18 protein-coding genes are annotated in these 18055 nt (G+C 45.0%); 8 read left to right on the forward strand and 10 right to left on the reverse strand.

Going from position 1 to position 18055, the window contains the following annotated elements:
* Positions 1–27 precede the first annotated feature (27 nt).
* On the reverse strand, positions 28–216 hold the full coding sequence (locus MHI52_RS27060) for a hypothetical protein (protein ID WP_074096524.1): 189 nt from the start codon (positions 214–216) through the stop codon (positions 28–30).
* A 142-nt stretch (positions 217–358) separates the two neighbouring features.
* Entirely contained in the window at positions 359–682 is a 324-nt protein-coding gene (locus MHI52_RS27065; protein WP_341344170.1) for a helix-turn-helix transcriptional regulator, read from the reverse strand.
* Positions 683–888: 206 nt separating this feature from the next.
* On the opposite strand from MHI52_RS27065, the gene MHI52_RS27070 reads away from it, so the two are divergent.
* The gene (locus tag MHI52_RS27070) at positions 889–2268 is read left to right on the forward strand and encodes an MFS transporter (protein ID WP_405157978.1); all 1380 of its coding nucleotides are present in this window, start codon (positions 889–891) and stop codon (positions 2266–2268) included.
* A gap of 201 nt (positions 2269–2469) precedes the next feature.
* Here the strand turns inward: MHI52_RS27070 and MHI52_RS27075 are convergent, their stop codons facing one another.
* The 6 genes from MHI52_RS27075 to MHI52_RS27100 all read right to left on the reverse strand — a co-directional run bounded on the left by MHI52_RS27075 (position 2470) and on the right by MHI52_RS27100 (position 7117).
* On the reverse strand, positions 2470–3777 hold the full coding sequence (locus MHI52_RS27075; RefSeq protein ID WP_315373173.1) for a dienelactone hydrolase family protein: 1308 nt from the start codon (positions 3775–3777) through the stop codon (positions 2470–2472).
* 177 nt (positions 3778–3954) lie between these two features.
* A complete protein-coding gene (locus tag MHI52_RS27080) occupies positions 3955–4383 on the reverse strand; it encodes a DUF3021 family protein (RefSeq protein ID WP_340984197.1) in 429 nt (142 codons plus the stop codon).
* Between the two features lie 12 nt (positions 4384–4395).
* Positions 4396–4842, reverse strand: coding sequence for a LytTR family DNA-binding domain-containing protein (locus MHI52_RS27085; protein WP_207765612.1), 447 nt, complete (start codon positions 4840–4842; stop codon positions 4396–4398).
* A gap of 306 nt (positions 4843–5148) precedes the next feature.
* The gene (locus MHI52_RS27090) at positions 5149–5598 is read right to left on the reverse strand and encodes a nuclear transport factor 2 family protein (RefSeq protein WP_100529881.1); all 450 of its coding nucleotides are present in this window, start codon (positions 5596–5598) and stop codon (positions 5149–5151) included.
* 165 nt (positions 5599–5763) lie between these two features.
* The gene (locus MHI52_RS27095; protein ID WP_017692155.1) at positions 5764–6171 is read right to left on the reverse strand and encodes an Rrf2 family transcriptional regulator; all 408 of its coding nucleotides are present in this window, start codon (positions 6169–6171) and stop codon (positions 5764–5766) included.
* Between the two features lie 106 nt (positions 6172–6277).
* The gene (locus MHI52_RS27100) at positions 6278–7117 is read right to left on the reverse strand and encodes a helix-turn-helix domain-containing protein (RefSeq protein WP_405157979.1); all 840 of its coding nucleotides are present in this window, start codon (positions 7115–7117) and stop codon (positions 6278–6280) included.
* Positions 7118–7235: 118 nt separating this feature from the next.
* Between MHI52_RS27100 and MHI52_RS27105 the strand changes: the two genes are divergently transcribed.
* Together MHI52_RS27105 and MHI52_RS27110 are read left to right on the forward strand one after the other, a co-directional pair.
* Positions 7236–8240, forward strand: coding sequence for a Gfo/Idh/MocA family protein (locus MHI52_RS27105; protein WP_405157980.1), 1005 nt, complete (start codon positions 7236–7238; stop codon positions 8238–8240).
* Between the two features lie 20 nt (positions 8241–8260).
* Positions 8261–9208, forward strand: coding sequence for an aldo/keto reductase (locus tag MHI52_RS27110; protein ID WP_405157981.1), 948 nt, complete (start codon positions 8261–8263; stop codon positions 9206–9208).
* A gap of 270 nt (positions 9209–9478) precedes the next feature.
* Here the strand turns inward: MHI52_RS27110 and MHI52_RS27115 are convergent, their stop codons facing one another.
* Both MHI52_RS27115 and MHI52_RS27120 read right to left on the reverse strand, forming a co-directional pair.
* Positions 9479–10498 carry a Gfo/Idh/MocA family protein gene (locus MHI52_RS27115; protein ID WP_036668128.1) on the reverse strand — a complete coding sequence of 340 codons (1020 nt, stop codon included), beginning with the start codon at positions 10496–10498 and terminating at the stop codon, positions 9479–9481.
* Positions 10499–10553: 55 nt separating this feature from the next.
* Entirely contained in the window at positions 10554–11330 is a 777-nt protein-coding gene (locus tag MHI52_RS27120; protein WP_076319713.1) for a sugar phosphate isomerase/epimerase, read from the reverse strand.
* 198 nt (positions 11331–11528) lie between these two features.
* Between MHI52_RS27120 and MHI52_RS27125 the strand changes: the two genes are divergently transcribed.
* From MHI52_RS27125 to MHI52_RS27145, 5 genes are all read left to right on the forward strand, one after another.
* Positions 11529–12359: an AraC family transcriptional regulator gene (locus MHI52_RS27125; RefSeq protein WP_036668130.1), complete on the forward strand. Its 831-nt coding sequence runs from the start codon at positions 11529–11531 to the stop codon at positions 12357–12359.
* Positions 12360–12595: 236 nt separating this feature from the next.
* Positions 12596–13297, forward strand: a complete 702-nt coding sequence (locus MHI52_RS27130; protein ID WP_315371356.1) for a response regulator transcription factor — start codon at positions 12596–12598, stop codon at positions 13295–13297.
* A 20-nt stretch (positions 13298–13317) separates the two neighbouring features.
* Positions 13318–14760, forward strand: coding sequence for an ATP-binding protein (locus MHI52_RS27135; RefSeq protein ID WP_127546677.1), 1443 nt, complete (start codon positions 13318–13320; stop codon positions 14758–14760).
* Between the two features lie 103 nt (positions 14761–14863).
* Positions 14864–15622: an ABC transporter ATP-binding protein gene (locus tag MHI52_RS27140; protein ID WP_101314572.1), complete on the forward strand. Its 759-nt coding sequence runs from the start codon at positions 14864–14866 to the stop codon at positions 15620–15622.
* 2 nt (positions 15623–15624) lie between these two features.
* Entirely contained in the window at positions 15625–18027 is a 2403-nt protein-coding gene (locus MHI52_RS27145) for an ABC transporter permease (protein ID WP_405157982.1), read from the forward strand.
* Positions 18028–18055: the final 28 nt, after the last annotated feature.

The following is an 18055-nucleotide window of genomic DNA, read 5'->3' on the forward strand; positions in this document are numbered from 1 at the left end:
CCCGTTCCGAAGAACAGGCCAGTTATGTTATACATGTGCCTTATCCACTCTGGATTGCACGGCTTTGAAGCATTTCTTGCATACTTTCAGACTTGTACCGTCTGTTTTTGTTTGCGTATACAACAATTTAATTCGGGTACTGCTACACACCGGGCATGTTCCCCGGCCCCTGGAAGGAAGACTCCACAAAACGCGTCCTCTTTTAGTTTTTGCCAATGGTTGTGAACCTCTTTTCGATATGGTTTGTGTGTTCACCGTTATTATATAGGGCATGATACGACACAGAATGTCGCATCAGTATTAGAAGTATTTCAAAAAATAAAAATGTCCCCTCTTCGACCTGAAGAAAGGACAACCTTTAGGAAGGATCTGTGCTCGACTGAGTTGCGGCCTGCAATAACGGTTGCAGGAGTCCTGGAAAGCGCGTTTCCAAATCATCGGATCGCAGGGTGAGAAAATGCTGTGTGCCCTGCACTCTGACCCGAATGACTCCAGCTTCTCGCAGGGTCCGAATGTGATGCGACATCGTTGACTTCACAACAGGTGCATGAAAATGACTGCACGGTTGCTCCCCACTTCTGGCAGCTTCGGCAACAATCCCAAGACGGGTCGGGTCGCTTAACGCATACAATACGGAGGAAAGTTCAATATCTGACACCTGTGGATGATGTAAAATCTTCATACTGTAGTCCCCTTTTCTCAGACTATCCATTGTATTTTAACACAGATCCATGATATATTTCTAATGTTCGACACCAATCGAACTTTAATGATTTCGTTATGTAACCCCTGCCTGTTTGGCACGGGATTGACATCATACTACATTTTGCAAATGTTACACACCGTTTCTGAAATGTTGCGAAATACACATCACTCTAGGAGGTTTTTATGAACAACACCGCAACCGCATCATCAGGGGAACGGACCGGAATACAGGAAGGATTAATCGTAAGCTTGCTTGGCTTCACCGTTGTACTCGTTGTTATGAATACAATGATGTTTAATCTGGCCCTGCCCAAAATTGCAGCCGAATTTATGCTTACATCCGTCGCTTCCTCATGGATTGTTACAGGGTATTCCATTGTATTTGCCATTTCCTCGATTACGTTCTCACGTCTATCGGATTTCATACCTATTCGTACATTATTCACGACCGGGCTTACGTTACTTGGTGCGGCATCGGTTCTCGGGTTCTTCAGTAATCATTTCATCATTTTGCTCATTGCACGTCTGATCCAGGCTGCGGGTGCTGCATCGGTTCCGGGGCTTGCCATTGTGCTGATTACCCGGTACATTCCACATGATCGCCGGGGTAAATCGATGGCTGTCATCATGTCCGCCAGTTCGCTGGGGCTTGGACTTGGTCCCGTCATCGGCGGAAGTATCACACAATTTCTGGGATGGCATGATCTGTTTATCGTTACAGGATTAACGTTATTCTTGATTCCTGTATTTTTCAAACTGCTTCCTCGGGAAACACCGCAAAAAGGTTCATTTGACCTGCTGGGTGCCGTGCTTCTCGCCATCGGTACTACGGGTGTGCTGTTATTCCTGACTTCCCGTCAGTGGTTCACTCTTGTTATCGGTGCTGCGGCACTGCTTCTGTTCTGGCTCCGAATTCGGCGCGCGGCAGATCCATTTGTTCAACCTGCTTTGTTCAAAGACAAAAAATATATGATGCTCAGCTCGCTGGGGATTGTATCGTACATCAATAACTTCTCAACGTTGTTCCTGTTACCTCAAATTTTAGCGCATCTGTATGGACTGACACCTGCTCAATCCGGACTTGTCATCTTCCCCGGTGCAGTCGTGTCTATGCTGCTGTCAAACCGGATCGGCCGCATGATTGACCGACATGGCAATACGTTGCTATTGAAATTTGCACCATGGCTGCTACTGGTAGCTGCCGGGTTATTCGCCTTATTTGCAGACAATAACATCTACGCCATTATGGCTGTCTATGTCTTGCTCAGCGTAGGCTTCTCTTCCCTAACCACCAGCGTGTCCAATGAATTGTCTGGAAATCTGACTATGGATCAGGTGGGCGCAGGTATGGGGCTGTTCCAACTCAGTCAGTTCTTCAGCGGTGCTTTCAGTGTTGCTGTTACCGGCGTAGCATTAACGGCGATGCAAAACATGCCACTGTCCTCAGCGTACACCAATATTTTCTGGGGCATGACTGTGGTCGCACTGGCATCCGTTATTTTCTCTCAGGTGTATCTGAGAATGCAGTCACGGAAAGTCACGAAAACAAGTCATCAGATCTAGAATTTCATCCTAACCTGTTATATCGCTATCAAACCCAAGAAACCAGGTAAGGGCCACGACGGTCCAGACCTGGTTTTTCAATGTATATCAAAAAGGATCGTCAGCATTTCTGCAACGATCCGTATTGTCACTCCTCTAGTTGACAACAGCTCTGCTAATCAATCTGACCGGCTTCCTTCTTGTCTTTTATTGAACTAGTACTCAATACGTCGCTTTTGGAGCAAACTGACCTTGATTCTTTAGAGCATAGTCAAAAAAACGAAGGATGAGTTCATTTTGAGTTTCAATCGCGTAATATTTATCTATATTTGCTTTTCTGCCTTCATGCAACAGGTCTGCCAATATAGGCGAGAATAAAGGTAGATCGGTTAAACTTAAATGTTTTGCGCCTTTAAAATGAACGTTGTATGCATCTTTAAAATTTTCATTCGAAATACGATTCGCGATATACGGAGGACTGCTGTAGAGCTGTATCCACACATCATCCGAATAAACGTTTAGAAGCGGGATGGTGAAAGCTTCGGATTTTGCATTTATTTCGTTCGTAACTTTATCATACACAAGCTCGCTAAAGAACGGAGCATCTATATTTACTACGGCGTTAATGTCATCGCGTTCTCTGCTCAGTGCCACGCTTGCTGCACCCCCCATAGAATGACCGAAGACACCTATTTTCTGTGTATCGATGCGTCCATATACAGAATCTTTCTTTTGCTCGGCTTGTTCCAGAATCGTATCCATGACAAAACTCATATCATCCGTTCTCAATTTCATCCATTTTTGAGTAAGCTCGTAAAACTCACCAAGTGAATAAACCCCATCTTTATTTGCATTGTTGACTTCTTGCATGTATTCGGGATTAATCGTCACGACTTTTCCATCCTCGGAAACGGTATAAAATGAATGATAGGGATGGTCAATCGAAACGACGAAATAACCATGGCTCGCAAGTTCTGTAAAGGTAGAAGTGTTGCTTGCTTTAATACCGAATGCTCCATGGGAGAACACAAGCAAAGGATAGGTTACGTCTGCCTGTTCAGGATACCAAAATTCCACGTTAACAGACCGCTTGTCTTTCTGATCCGTAAATTCTTCGATTCGATTCTTGTCCATATAGCTGTATGTGGCAGTAGTCACTACATACGGACCTGTCACTCGCGGCAACCTAAACTGTGGAAAAAGTAAAACAGGAACAAGGGTAACAACTACGGTCAGTGTTAACAGAAGGGACTTCCATATCGTAGAGAACGCTTTGTAACGTGCTGGGTTTGTTTGTTTGCGCAGAAGTGCAACTATTTCCTTGAACGCTAATATAAAGAGCAAGCATGCAAACAGCCCCCAAGTGTACTCCCATACGACAACCTTCCCCAAGCTTAGCATCATGAATCCTATAAACATTGCGATTCTCGTCCAACTCTTTATCTTGCTGCGGCTTTGCTTGGTTGCAATGGAATAAACCGCAATTGCCAGCTCAGAGACCAAAGTAACGACAAGTATTAAAATCTCCATAAGGCTTCTCTACTCCTCCTCCAACTTTTTATGAGTTCATCATAATAAATGGCAGAGCAGGTGTATACGCATAAACGATAAGCTGTAGTTGAGAGCCAATAAGTTGTAAAAACAACGCAATGAAGTGTACTTACGCTACAAATACGACTTTATTTAGGAGCAGTTTGTGTATATCTTCTAAACCTTATTTTTAAATGTTTGTAGTCTTTCATTGATCTTTTCAGCTTCCTTTTTGTCATTCTTATACGTTAGTAGGCGAAGGATAGCGTATACTGTGGCAATTTGCAAAGCCAATAATAGTATACTGAAAGTACCGTTTACAAGATTCAATATGACAGCCAGAGAAATTAATAGGGCTTCCAGAAAAAAGAAATGTAAAATCACTCGGATGCGCATTTTATTCTCGCTAATCGCATGCGGCGTATATAAAATAATTCCGGTCAAAGTACCCAGAAAAGAGAAAGCCATAATTGTAAAAATAGTCTGTAATTCGAAACTTGCATCAGGAGCATAGATTTGCCGTAAAATAGCGATGATTATCATTATAGAAGCGAATATAATTAAGAAATCTCTAATCATTTCTTTTATGAGCTCGGAATACTTCATATAGGTCCCCTTTTATAATCCAAGTATGTGTTTAAGCGTTGGCACATACTGCCGTGATATGACTACCTTCTCCCCATTATCCAATATTGCTTGAAAACGGCCACTGATGGACGGATGAACACTGGAAATCTTAGCTATATTTAGAATGGTGGATTTGGAGGCCCGAAAACAATGTTTCTCTTGGCAAAGTTCCTCCAGTTCATAAAGCTTTTGTTTGACCTCATGAACGGTGTTCTTACAATACGCAAACACTTTTCCGTCAACAGCTTCAAAATAATAAATATCACTAATTTTGATGCGGCTAATCTTATCTTCATGATAGCCAAGTATCATGAGCGTTTCGGTTTTTACTTTATTAACGAGCTCATGTATTTTTTCGTCTACTTGGTGACACCTGATGCGGATCTCCTCTTCTTCTGTGTGGTCTATTACTTCAATGAAAATTTTTATAAATATCACCCTCGAAAATTCGAATTAAAACTTGTTAACATTTATAACGTGAATCATATAACGAAAAAGCGTAAGCTTCCACTTAAATAACTTAATTCCATACATAGGACATTTCCCAGTGGAAGATGACGAACTACGAAGCCCAATTGGTCGAGAGCCCGTCTGGGAGCGTGCCTTCTAGGGCTCGTCGCCCTTTGTATTCATTCCACTGACCTTTCACACAGAAGCAAAATACAAAACAACCCCAAGGACGCATCATCGTGCTCCTTAGGGCTTCTATTAGTAATAATTTTTTCTTCTCTAATAATTTATCTACTATTCAAACAGGTCCAAACGAAGACGTTGCAGACTTGTATGTTTGATGTACCACTGGCCGTCGATTTTGACAAAAGTTTCGTGGTAGTGCCCAAATCCGTGGAAGGATTTGTTCTCATTGCCCTCCGGGAACGTAACCCAATCTTCCATTGGGGAGATGACCTTTGCTTCGTTCTCAGATACAAATTCAACTTCGGCGCTATGAACATGATGCACGGTTACGGCAACATCCACCAGATCACGGAATACTTGTACGATCGTATCACGGCCTGTTAATACCGGAATTGGGTTGCCCTCTGTACTGAAATCGGCCACTGCATCCGGAGCAAACACATCGCCCAAAGTATCCCATTGCTTCGTATCAATATAGCGGCAATAACGTGCCTTGGTGTTCCGAATGTTTTCAAGCGCGAGCAATTGTTCCAGTCCTGTGATCGTTGATTGGCTCATGTGTTGTCCCTCCAGAGATGTAAAATGTGATGTAAGATTAGGATCATGTATGTATGCATACTATACCTTCCTTATTGTACCATTCGCCTTCTATTAGGTACAACGATACAAAAAAATCTTTCCTTACCTCTCACGAGGTTGGGGAAAGATCACTTCTAGTGCAAGTTACAGGGAATGTGCACCCTTCATCTGGGAAGCCAGTTCCGACATTTTCTTATTGTTCAAAAAACTCTCCATCTCTTCTTCCGCCTGCACCATCACCTGCTGGATCAAACAGCCTGCGTTATGATTCTGGGAACATTCGAACAGGGACGCTTGACCTTCAATCGCATGAATGATCTCCAGGAAAGAAGGATCTGGATTTTTACGACTAAGCCGGTAACCACCATTGGCGCCAGAAGTTGATTCGATCATGCCCGCCTTAACCAATTTGGTCAATATTTTGGACAGATATGTTGGTGATACCTTCTGCAATTCTGCAAGTTGGTGTACACTAACCAGTTGCTCAGGGGCAGTGCTTACAAGATGAAGCATCGTATGCAAAGCATAATTTGTCGCTTTTGAATATTTCATGAGGGCACCTCATTATATACGGATTTAATTTATCCATAATAGACTTGATTGAGCTCTGTGTCAAACCACTATACCTCAAGCGCTGGCAACATCGAAAGGATACGGGTTAATTGTGATACAATCCGCGGTAATCCGTAGGTGTCATCCCCTCATGAGCCATGAACTGGCGGTTAAAATAACTGGCATTGGGATACCCCGCTTCCTCCGCGATTTGTCCAATGTTGGCCGTAGGCCGTTCGAGTAACCATTGCTTCGCCATCTGTAGTCGTGAACGAGTGATAAATTCCATGGGCGTCATCTCCACAGCACTCTTGAACATTTTGCAAAAGTAATACGAACTCACACCTGCAAGATCCGCCCAGTCCTGTAACAGGAAAGGTTGACAGGCCTCCTGCTGCATCTGTGGAAGAAGTGCAAGAACCCGACTCTCCGCCTTACTTGTGGTACGTGTACTCTTTAAAGGTACTGCATGCTGCACGAACTCGGCGAGTACAGCATAGGTCAGTGTGGATAGCTGAGCCGGACGCAGCATGGTGTTCTGTTCCGCTTCATTGAGCAAGGCCAGATGAGCCTCTTCCCAAGAGCTGCGTTGCCGCAGTGTCCACAATAGATTGCGATGTAACCCCCGCTCGATCATATAATCATGCAGACGTTCACCGTAAAAATGAACCCATCGTACATCCCATGGATCATCTTCACTACTATAATAATGCTGCCGCTGCTGCGGAAAATAGAGAAACGCCTGACCTGCGCGAAGCTCATGCACCACCCCGTCCACTTCAACATATCCCTTGCCCGAAGCGACATAGTGAATATTAAAATTGTTCAGTGCGCCAGCCTCACGCAACACGGCATGCTGGACGTGGTCCATATAATGTCCAACGGACTCGGGATAACAAAAATATGGAATATCCTGCAGGGTAAGCAATACGGTTTGTCTCATCATAGCCGGTTCTCCTTGATCAACAAAATTGTGTTAACTAACCTCAATATATTATCATTTTAATTCATTGATCTATTCTTTATAATCACAATATACATTCATAAACGGGAGGATACAACACATGAATTCAGTTCAAAAATTGCGTTGGGGTATTCTTGGTAGCGCTAGCATTGCTGTGGAATCCGTCATTCCAGGCCTGCAGCAATCCGAGTTAAATGAAGTAACCGCGATTGCCAGTCGAGACGAAGATAAAGCCAAACAGACGGCCGAGAAACTTGGGATCGACAAGGCTTATGGCAGTTATGAAGCTTTGCTCGCTGATGATTCCATTGATGCCGTATATATCCCACTGCCGAATCATCTTCATCGGGAATGGACGATCCGGGCTGCTGAAGCAGGCAAACATATTTTGTGCGAAAAACCACTGGCTCTGACAGAACAGGAAGCTCAGGAGATGGTTCAAGCTTGTGCAGATGCAGGTGTGCATCTGGCTGAAGCATTCATGTACCGCCATCATCCAAGATATGAGCAGATCCGAGATATCATTGCCAGCGGTGAGATTGGTGAGATTCGTGGTATGCACAGCACATTTTCATTTAATAACTCCAATGCATCCGGCAATGTCCGCTTTCGGCGGGATTGGGGCGGAGGTGCACTGTATGATATCGGATGTTATTCCATCAGTGTAGCACGTCTCCTGCTTGGTCAAGAACCAAGTGCAGCCACTGTTATTGGCATGTTCTCCCCACAGCATGATCAAGTCGATATGATGGCTTCCGGACTGCTGGAATTCGATAATCACATCGGCGTGACGTTTGACAGCAGTATGTGGGCAGCCTTCCGCAACACATTGGAGGTATTGGGATCCGACGGTATTATTGAAGTCCCTTCAGCATTTATCAGCGGACAGGACCGCAGTTCCAACTTCTATGTAACGGCTGGTGGTGAACGCAGAGAGATTGAAGTCCCGCAAGTGAACCACTACTCTCTACAGGGAGATGATATGGCACGTGCTGCACTTCAGGGCAAGGATCTGCGCTTCGCCCCTTCCGATGCGGTAGCTAATATGAAAGTACTGGAAGCTTGCCTTCGTTCAGCGGAAGAACGTACACGAATTACACTATAATTGAGAGGATGAACTGACTTATGGAATATATCGAAATTGCTGGTACAGGTAAACGTGTCTCCAGATTGATTAAAGGAACCGATTATTTCGTGCATAATGCCTACGATAAAGCAGCTACGAACATGGATGCTTTTCTGTCGATTGGCGGTAACACTGTAGATACAGCACATATTTATTGTGGTGGACAGAGTGAAGAAGTTCTTGGTCGTTACATGAAGGAACGTGGTAACCGCGACCAGATCGTCATTCTCACTAAAGGCGCGCATCATGACCAGAATGGGCCACGTGTGAACGCTGATGCCATCCGCAGTGACTTGATGGAAAGTCTGGAGCGTCTTCAGACAGATCACGTAGAGATGTATGCCTTGCACCGCGATGATCCCAATACCCCTGTCAGTGTTATTCTTGAAGCACTGAACGAACATATTGAATCCGGCAAAATCGGCGCAATTGGCGCCTCCAACTGGACCTGGCAGCGGCTCGAGGAAGCCAATGCATACGCTGCGGCAAATGGACTGAAGGGCTTCACATTCAGCAGCCCAAATCTCAGTCTGGCCAAAGCAAACGAACCTTTCTGGGAAGGCTGTGTGTCAGCAGATGCAGAGACGCTGGCATGGCATGAGCAAACCAAACTACCATTGCTATCCTGGTCCTCCCAAGCGCGTGGTTTCTTCACTGGAAGATTCACACCTGAAGTTCGGGATAACGAAGATCTGGTGCGTGTATTCTACAGTGATGATAACTGGGAACGCTTGCGTCGGGCTGAACAATTGGCTAATTCGAAGAAAACATCACCCATTCAGATTGCACTCGCTTATGTATTGAATCAGACGTTCCCAACCTGTGCGCTGATCGGTGCCCAGAATCAGGCGGAGCTGCTGTCCTGTGACGAGGGGGCCCGCATCACGCTGACTCCTGCTGAAATCGCATGGTTGGATCTGGGCAGTAATGTGCCAGCTGGCATCTAAAGAGAGTTAAACATTCTATCATTCAATTTAATGACTCCAAGAGGCTGATATTCCGCGATAGCGCATAATATCAGCCTTTTCTGTTATGCAAAAGCGATCCACTATTGTAAACCCTATTGCACACTTACCGTATCCCTGTTCACTTTCCCCCCACTTGTCTGGGAACAAATAAAGAAGGACTTACCCCAGAACACTTCTCTGAAGATAAGTCCCTTATATCATAGATTAAGCCATTTAGAATGTTAGAAATTACACTGTCATTCGGTTGGATTACAGTTTAACGATCTGACCTGTTTTCTCGGATTCGAATGCTGCCAAGATCACTTGCAGAGAACGCAAGCCCTCTTCCCCTGAAATCGCTGGAGGTGTTTGAGTGACAATCGACTCTACAAATGCGTCAATTACACCACTCGGTACTTGTTTCTCGTTGGTAGCCATGGCACCAACTTTGTACGTCTCAACTGTACCATTGGTCAGCTCAACGATAACTTCATCGCCTTCCACTGTTCCGATCTTCATAACACCATTCTCACACCACAGCACTGTACTGTTGTCTCCAGCTCTATATTGTGTCCAGCTCGCTACGAGCGTTCCGATCGCTCCGCTCTTCATACGCAGCAAACAAGTTGCGTTATCGTCAACTTTAGTGCCTTCTTTGTGCAGTGTGCTGATGAAACCAGCCACTTCAGATACCTCATCATTCAGCAGATAACGGATGAAGTCGGATTTGTGCACGCCCAGGTCGCCCATTGCGCCCATAATCGCTTCTTCTTTACGGAAGAACCAGCTTTCAGCTCCGTCCACACTCCAGCCTTCCGGACCCGGGTGACCAAATGATGTACGGAAATTCAGGACTTTACCGAGTTTGCCGGATTCGAGAATTTCTTTTGCTTTTACGTGAGGAGGCATCAAACGTTGGTTGTGTCCAACCATCAAATACACGCCATTTTTCTTGGCAGCTTCGATCATTTGCTCGCCTTCTTCAGTGGATACTGCCATTGGTTTCTCAACCAATACATGCTTGCCTGCATTTGCAGCAGCAATCGCCATTGGCGCATGCAGATAGTTTGGTGTACACACACTAACGGCATCCACTGTTTCGTTTGCAAGCAATTCTTCGTAACTGGAATACGCTTTACCGCCGTAAGTTTCGGCCATCTTCTCCGCACGCTCCACAACCGGATCGGCAAAAGCGACAAGTTCTACGTTCTCATTGGCAGCGTACTCTGGAATATGTCTGCGCTCGGCAATGGCTCCACAGCCGAATACAGCAACTTTAATTTTACTCATGTACATAAGTCTCCTTTGACAAATAGATTAGCATTTTTCATGGTTCGATGGTCCATTAGAATTGATTCAAGTAGTTTTCTTTCAACCAGTTGTAGCTATTGGATACGCTCTCAAGCGGAGGATTCTGACATACGTCTTGTTCCACGATCAGCCATTCCACGCCTGCATTCGTAGCGCCTTCAATAACAGCTGGCAGGTCAACCGAACCTTGTCCCAATTCCAGTGTTTTCATCTGGCCCTGTTCGTCTTTGCTGAAGTCCTTCAGATGAAGCAGCGGCAAGCGACCCGCATATTGTTTAATATACTCGATCGGATTTTGTCCCGCAAATTGTACCCAACATACGTCCATTTCCACTTTTACCGCTTCCGGTGATGTTTGAGCGAACATGGCATCAAAGGCATTGGCATCGCCAACCTGGCCGTGGAATTCAAAGTCATGGTTATGGTAACCGAAGATCAATCCTTGTTTCGCTGCTTCAGCTCCATATTGTTGTAACTCAGCGAATAGCTTGGTCCAACCTTCTGCATTCTCAGGACGATCTTCTGGCATCAGGTAAGGGCAAATGATATATTGTGCACCAATTGTTTTCAGGTAATCGATTTGTTTTTGCAAGTCTTCGCGCATTGCATGTAGTGAAACGTGGCTGCTGAATCCTTTCAGTCCAAGTTCATCTAGTAGCGCTTTCATTTCCTCAGCTGGAATATCGCCATATCCGGCAAACTCCACACCTTCATATCCAAGGGCCGCTACCTTACGCAACGTACCACGAAAATCTGTTGCAGTTTCATCACGGAGTGTAAACAATTGCAAACCAATATTAAGTTTTTTCATGTAGGATACACCTCTGTTCTCAAATTTGCTTTCATTGCTCTATCTGGTATCATCCTAACGCAAAACAGGCTAGAATGAACATATACAATATAGTCAGAACATGAACTATCTGATCAAATTTTATTTCCATCATTTTGCATCAATTGAATGGAGCCCATTTGAATGCATGCAGGATGTACATATTGGGGGATTTTATCTTTGGATACGTTAGAGACATCTGTACTGATCTGTGACTACTCATACCACTATAAAGCGTTCACTCATAATATGAAGGGCGAGCTGCAAACCTATCTGTTCCGTCTGCAGACCGAAGGCTCGTGCAAAGTGTATGTACAGGATGAGGAATTCAGGATGACGAGCGGGGACTTGCTGCTCTTAAAGCCTGGTGACGACTACCATCTCGTTGTCGATGAACCACATAAGGAAGGACGTTTGTCCAGCGGAGATTATTATCTGTTCTGCGAGGGCAGCTGGATCGAGAACTGGTGGAAACGGCAGCATCGATCTACCGTGAGCCGAATTGGACTGGATGACAAACTCATCAGCCTGTGGAGAAATATGTTACTTGAGAAACGTCGCGGGCCTCTTGAGGAAAATGCGGAGCTAAAGGATGCGTTACTACGCGGATTATGTCTGTATATCGACCGGGCAATTAAAGAGAATATACAGACCGATCGGGCAGTTTCCTCTGCGCTGAAGTTAAAACGTTTCATTGAGGAGCATGCCACTGTTACGTTCAAGCTTGATGAAGCGGCTCGTTATGCGGGCCTCAGCCTGTCACGTGCAGTTCGTTTATTTAAGGAGCACTACAATCAGACCATGATTCAATATGCGATTGAGATCCGTCTGAATGCGGCGCTGGAACGAATGAAATACAGTGAAATGACACTGGAGCATATTGCCGAATCCTGCGGTTTTGCAAGTTACTCCTATTTCCACCGGGTATTCCGGGCACACTTTGGTGTGTCTCCGGCGGAATATCTCAAATCCAAGCAGCATGAGCCTATCGATGATCTGGAGCATGTATGATGTTCAGTATCAGAAACCCATGACCTTAAAGAGGTTCATGGGTTATTTTGATACATTGAACTGTAATCGATTTTCAGTACGACTGGAAGTCAGAACGTTTTTTATAAGAATGAAGTTCACTTCAATATTTTTTCATGTGACTCCCACAGAACAAGACTGTACAATTATAGAGACAGTTTTTTTACAAATTCATACATATCCATTAAATCAATATCTATCATACTGGAGCGATACATATGCTAACCCACCAGCGCAAAGTCCTCATCATTGAGGATGAATCAGATATTTCGCGCATTCTGCGAGATTATTTAACCAAAAATCAATATGAAACCGCCGTGGCAGCCACTGGACAAGATGGACTTCAGATTATGGAGCTTATTCAACCAGACTATATCATTCTGGACATTATGCTTCCGGACATGGACGGGATCGAGGTCTGTCGAGAGATCAGAAGGCGCAACAATATCCCCATCCTCATTCTAAGTGCCAGAGGCAGTGATACCGATAAGGTACTCGGTCTTGGCTTTGGAGCAGACGACTATATGACCAAGCCCTTCTCGCTGAGCGAATTGTTAGCACGAATTAATGCCCACTTCAGGCGTTATGACAGTATGACATCCGTTGGAGACAGAACAGATCTGTTGCATCTTGGAAACCTGGTGATTGATAAAAAAGCCTATAAAGTTACATTAAACGGATTGGAAGTTTCTCTGTCTGCCAAGGAATTCGAATTACTTCATTACTTGGCAAGCCATAAGAATCAGGTATTCTCCAAAGCCCAGTTGCTCGACGCCATCTGGGGATATGCAACCTACGGTGATGAAAATACCGTAACCGTATACATTCGCAGACTGCGTGAAAAAATCGAGGCAGATGCCTCGCATCCGACCGTTCTGAAGACGGTATGGGGTGTCGGTTACAAATTCAATTACGAATAAGTGAGATTGGAGGCTCCCACATGTCATTGAACAGCTGGTCCAAACGCTGGTTGTTAACAACACTTGGGCTTCTCATTATTATCGTTTTAAGTATCCTTGCACTGTCGATGATGTTGTTACAAGATCGAAATTCAGGCGAATCCAATCTATCCTTGAATCAGGTTCGACTCAAGGTCAATCCGATCTTACTCGCTTTGGAGCAAAATCATCAGCATCTTAATGAACAAAATATTCGTGGAGTCATACGTTCCACCGCCAGAGAGACCGGGGTTCTGCTTACCTATCTAAACTTGGATGGAAAAGTCATTCTGTCCTCCGACCCCACCTCTGAAGGGACGCAAGTTAATCTGCGTTCAGCTCTCCATTATGATCTGCATCATGCCACGCAGGCCGCGGACGGTAACGATATGCTTGATATCGCGTTTCCCGTGATGGACGGACCGATGGGAAGTCAGATCGGCAATGCTATCTTTTCCATCCCCCAAGCCATGGTTACGGTTCAGCAACCGATGAATTTTCCGGTTATATTGATTAGCGCACTCATGCTCCTATCACTGATTCTGAGCTTATTTCTATTCTGGATGAAACAAAAACTGGACAAACACCTGCTCTCTCCCATCCATCAATTGAAGCAACATGCGGAATCCATGCTTAAAGGCAATTATGAAGAAAAAATCCAGTACAACCGGAACGATGAATTGCTCGAAGTATATGCTATGTTTGATCTAATGCGCACGGAGATTAAACATTTGAGCGAGCAGCGTATTCAGCAGGAACAAGCACAAAAGGAACTCATCACCAATATATCTCATGATATTAAAACACCAATTACCACAATAAAAGCATACATAGAAGCTATTGAGGAAGGACTATGCAACGATCAGGAGACGCTGATGGAATATATGGGAGTGATGCGAACCCATACGGATAAAACAGCCCGCCTTGTGGAGGATCTGCTAGTTCATGCACTTCAGGAATTGGGGCAAATTTCGGTGGAAACCCGTGAGTTGTACAGTGGGCCTATACTGGAGACGATGTTGAAACCTATTGAACATGTTGTCCTAACAAAGGGGCTTATCTATAAAGGACCCAACTACATCCCCAATGTGTTAATCGCTATCGACCCCACTCGAATTGAACAGGTGATCTCCAATCTTGCCGCCAATGCCCTCAAGCATACAGCTCCAGGAGACACGATACGTATAGATATGGAACTGGAATCTGAGCATTTGAATGTGACGATCGCCGATTCGGGTCAGGGAATACGTGTACAGGACATGCCGTTTGTTTTTCAGCGTTACTTCAGAGGCCAGGCGAGTCATGCAGAACAACGTGTTCAGGAAGGTACAGGGCTGGGCCTTTCTATCTGCCAAAGCATTATTGAAGCACATGGAGGCCATATTTCCTTTACTAGTAAAGAAGGACAAGGTACAACCTTCCGGTTCTATCTGCCGATCTGCTGAGCCCACACTCAACAGCTGTAATACTTTATTCATAATTTGATAAGGCTTCCTCAACATCCCTCCTCTAGAATAAATCCTATATTACACTCGGGAGTGATTCGAATTGTCCAAAAAGGTGATTATCCGTGCACAGAATCTGTGCAAAACGTACAACAGCGGAAGTGAACAACATCATGCCATCCGTAATGTTGATCTTGATATCTATGAAGGGGAATTCACGGTCATCATGGGTAACTCTGGTTCTGGCAAATCAACCCTCTTATATCTGCTAAGCGGACTGGATCAGATTACAGCAGGTGAGGTCTATTTTCGCGACCAGCGGATTGACGCTTACAGTGAACGTCAAATGTCCGATTTCCGCACCCGCCGGATCGGTTATATCTATCAAAGTATCAATCTGGTCCCAGACCTTTCCATCAAAGAGAACATTGCTTTACCGGGATATATTGCAGGAAACAAAAAGAAGGACATCCTATCCCGCGCTGCTGAGCTGATGAATGCCATGGATATTGATGGACAGCGTAACCGCCTCCCATCCCAAACTTCCGGAGGACAGCAGCAACGAGCTGCGATTGCACGGGCTTTGATCAATTCGCCGGATATCATTTTTGCGGATGAACCGACCGGAAGCTTAAATATGGAACATGGCACAGCCGTTCTCGATATCCTTACAGATATTCATCGAAAAGGACAGTCTGTTGTTATGGTGACGCATGATATCAAGGCCGCCTGTCGGGCAGATCGCCTGATCTATATTCAAGACGGCAAGATTGGCGGAATCCTTGAGTTTGACACCTATGACGAACATCAAATTCAGGATCGTGAAGCGATTATCTTCGCTTTGGTTACGGGGAAGGAATAACGATGGCAGTCATATTTAAACTTAGCTTGTCGTATCTGAGTAGGAACAAAATACAAAATGCGTTGATTGCGCTGCTCCTGCTTCTCTCGACACTTCTTGTATCTACAGCTACTGTCATTCTGGCGAACACCGGCAATCAGTTTTATGAAATGCATACCCGAACCCATGGATCTCATCAGATCCTGACGTTTGAAAAAGGACTGAATGACCCTGACGCTGTGCACAACTGGTGGGCTTCTCAGGATGGAGTTCAGGTGTCCCCTTTGCTAACGTATCGTACATTTTCAGGCATCATTTTGAATGAAACTCACATCCCTAACATCTACCTGTACATGTTTAATACGCCTCCACCGCCATGGGGTGTGGATGAACTGATTTTCTCAAGCGGGACGCCCGACACAGTTCCCGAACAAGGCTCCGTCTGGATTCCAACGTCCATGGCGAATGCTTATCATATCTCGGTAGGTGATACCATTGGCTTCAAAACCGGCTCAAGCACACTTGAATTGAATGTATCGGGCATTGTCATCGATGTACCATACGGGGCACCCTTCTCCAATACAGCACGGGTCTGGATGAATCCTGCCGATTATCAACATGATCTCGCTACACTTGCTGGCAACGAGAATCGTATGATGGGCATCCATTTTAACGATTACAGCATGAATTCGGTGTATTGGGAACGGTACAATCGTGAGACAGGTATTCCGTTTCTGGAATCCAAAATGGAGTTCGAGGCCATTGCCTCTTTTTATCTGATCATCAATCAGGTTATTGGATTCATCATGATATTCATGGGTGTTGTCATGCTCTCTATCGCCCTGATGACCATCGGATTTACGATTGCGGATGCCATCCTGGCCAATTACAGAACGATAGGAATCCTCAAATCACTAGGTCTGACTTCCCGAAAAACGATAGGCACCTATGTTATTCAATATGCATTGATATCCATCGTAGCCATTATCCCTGGACTTGCACTCAGTATATGGATATCCAAATGGATCATTAATATTTCTGTATCCTCTCTTCGAGTGGGGAATCAGAACATTCCAGTTCAAGGATTGGATGCGGCCATACTGGCCGGCGTACTACTATTTACTCTAGTGATTCTGTTCACTGTGTTACATGCCAAAAAGGCACGTAGCATACAGCCCGTGCAGGCTATTCGTTATGGTATGTCGGAGACAGATCACAGCCGGATGGCTGGCAAAATGAATTCGCCATTGGCGCACTGGATCGGGTTCACACGACTGCCTGTGACCGCCGTGCTTGGATTCCGACATGTGTTCAAAAACACCAAAAGCTCTGTTCTAACAATCCTGCTGACTACCATGGCTTCCTCCGTACTAGTTTTGGGGTATGTTCTGCTGACCAGTATAAACGGAATTGAACAGACCGCAGCTAAATGGGGGTATGACAATGCCAATATCGCAGCAGTCGTAGTGAACAAAAGTAACTTCCCCAAGGCTGAACTAAAGCACGTGTTAGCGCAGGATTCGAGGATCAGCAATGTAGGCTGGCAAGGGAACACAACGGGTGTAATTAGCCCGGAGTCTTTGGCAGCAGTAGAGGGCCAATCCATCAGTCTCAACTTGAGTGTACTGGACGGGAGTTATCAGGAACTTGGATTCGAAACGTTAAAAGGGGTTAACCCACAACATGCGAATGAAATTGCCATTGGTGTAAGTGTAGCCAAAACATCAAATAAAGATCTCGGTGATCTTATCGATATCTATATTGAAGGAGAAAAGCGTACATTCCTCATCACAGGCATCTATCAGGCGTTCGCCAACATGTCTGTTTCAGGCAGAATCACCATTGATGCCATGAGAAGTGTGAACCCGGATTATAGTGAATTTGATGTTATCTTCATCAATGTGAACGATATGGCACAAGCGGCTAAGGTTGCCTCTGAATTAAATGAGCAATTTAAAGATTTTGCTTCGGTATTCACTCAGAAGACTTTGCTTGATTCGGTTTACGCGGAAGCCGCTAACATCCTGATCTATCCGATGAGCCTGATTGGATTGCTGTTTATCATTGTGACGTTCATCATTATTTTCAGTACCTGTAGAATCAATATCCGTAAAGAAAGCAGAACGTACGGGATATACAAATCGCTGGGAATGACATCTCGTCAAATCCGGTTGTCGCTCACCATGGGAATGTTCATACTGTCCTCCGTGGGAGCCATACTGGGTATTTTCGTCGGCGTATACCTGCTGCCTCTTCTACTCGAAATGGTCCTTTCCGGTTATGGTATCGTACAGCTTCCACTGATCCTGCATTGGGGTGGAATGGTACTGTTCACCTGTCTAAGCATCATTGCAGCCAGTCTTGGCTCGTGGTTCTCTTCGAGAATCATTCGGGAAGCATCGCCACGTATACTGGTTATCGAATAATGTAATCAGAATGCCTTAACACAATAAA

Origin of the sequence: Paenibacillus sp. FSL H8-0283 (assembly GCF_045040675.1) — a bacterium.
Lineage (GTDB): Bacteria > Bacillota > Bacilli > Paenibacillales > Paenibacillaceae > Paenibacillus > Paenibacillus amylolyticus.

What these genes read in the sequence shown, in the direction of transcription:
- MHI52_RS27065 (WP_341344170.1), bottom strand. Translation starts at nt 682, where the DNA reads ATGAAGATTTTACATCATCCACAGGTGTCAGATATTGAACTTTCCTCC.
- MHI52_RS27070 (WP_405157978.1), top strand. Translation starts at nt 889, where the DNA reads ATGAACAACACCGCAACCGCATCATCAGGGGAACGGACCGGAATACAG.
- MHI52_RS27075 (WP_315373173.1), bottom strand. Translation starts at nt 3,777, where the DNA reads ATGGAGATTTTAATACTTGTCGTTACTTTGGTCTCTGAGCTGGCAATT.
- MHI52_RS27080 (WP_340984197.1), bottom strand. Translation starts at nt 4,383, where the DNA reads ATGAAGTATTCCGAGCTCATAAAAGAAATGATTAGAGATTTCTTAATT.
- MHI52_RS27090 (WP_100529881.1), bottom strand. Translation starts at nt 5,598, where the DNA reads ATGAGCCAATCAACGATCACAGGACTGGAACAATTGCTCGCGCTTGAA.
- MHI52_RS27095 (WP_017692155.1), bottom strand. Translation starts at nt 6,171, where the DNA reads ATGAAATATTCAAAAGCGACAAATTATGCTTTGCATACGATGCTTCAT.
- MHI52_RS27100 (WP_405157979.1), bottom strand. Translation starts at nt 7,117, where the DNA reads ATGATGAGACAAACCGTATTGCTTACCCTGCAGGATATTCCATATTTT.
- MHI52_RS27105 (WP_405157980.1), top strand. Translation starts at nt 7,236, where the DNA reads ATGAATTCAGTTCAAAAATTGCGTTGGGGTATTCTTGGTAGCGCTAGC.
- MHI52_RS27110 (WP_405157981.1), top strand. Translation starts at nt 8,261, where the DNA reads ATGGAATATATCGAAATTGCTGGTACAGGTAAACGTGTCTCCAGATTG.
- MHI52_RS27115 (WP_036668128.1), bottom strand. Translation starts at nt 10,498, where the DNA reads ATGAGTAAAATTAAAGTTGCTGTATTCGGCTGTGGAGCCATTGCCGAG.
- MHI52_RS27120 (WP_076319713.1), bottom strand. Translation starts at nt 11,330, where the DNA reads ATGAAAAAACTTAATATTGGTTTGCAATTGTTTACACTCCGTGATGAA.
- MHI52_RS27130 (WP_315371356.1), top strand. Translation starts at nt 12,596, where the DNA reads ATGCTAACCCACCAGCGCAAAGTCCTCATCATTGAGGATGAATCAGAT.
- MHI52_RS27135 (WP_127546677.1), top strand. Translation starts at nt 13,318, where the DNA reads ATGTCATTGAACAGCTGGTCCAAACGCTGGTTGTTAACAACACTTGGG.
- MHI52_RS27145 (WP_405157982.1), top strand. Translation starts at nt 15,625, where the DNA reads ATGGCAGTCATATTTAAACTTAGCTTGTCGTATCTGAGTAGGAACAAA.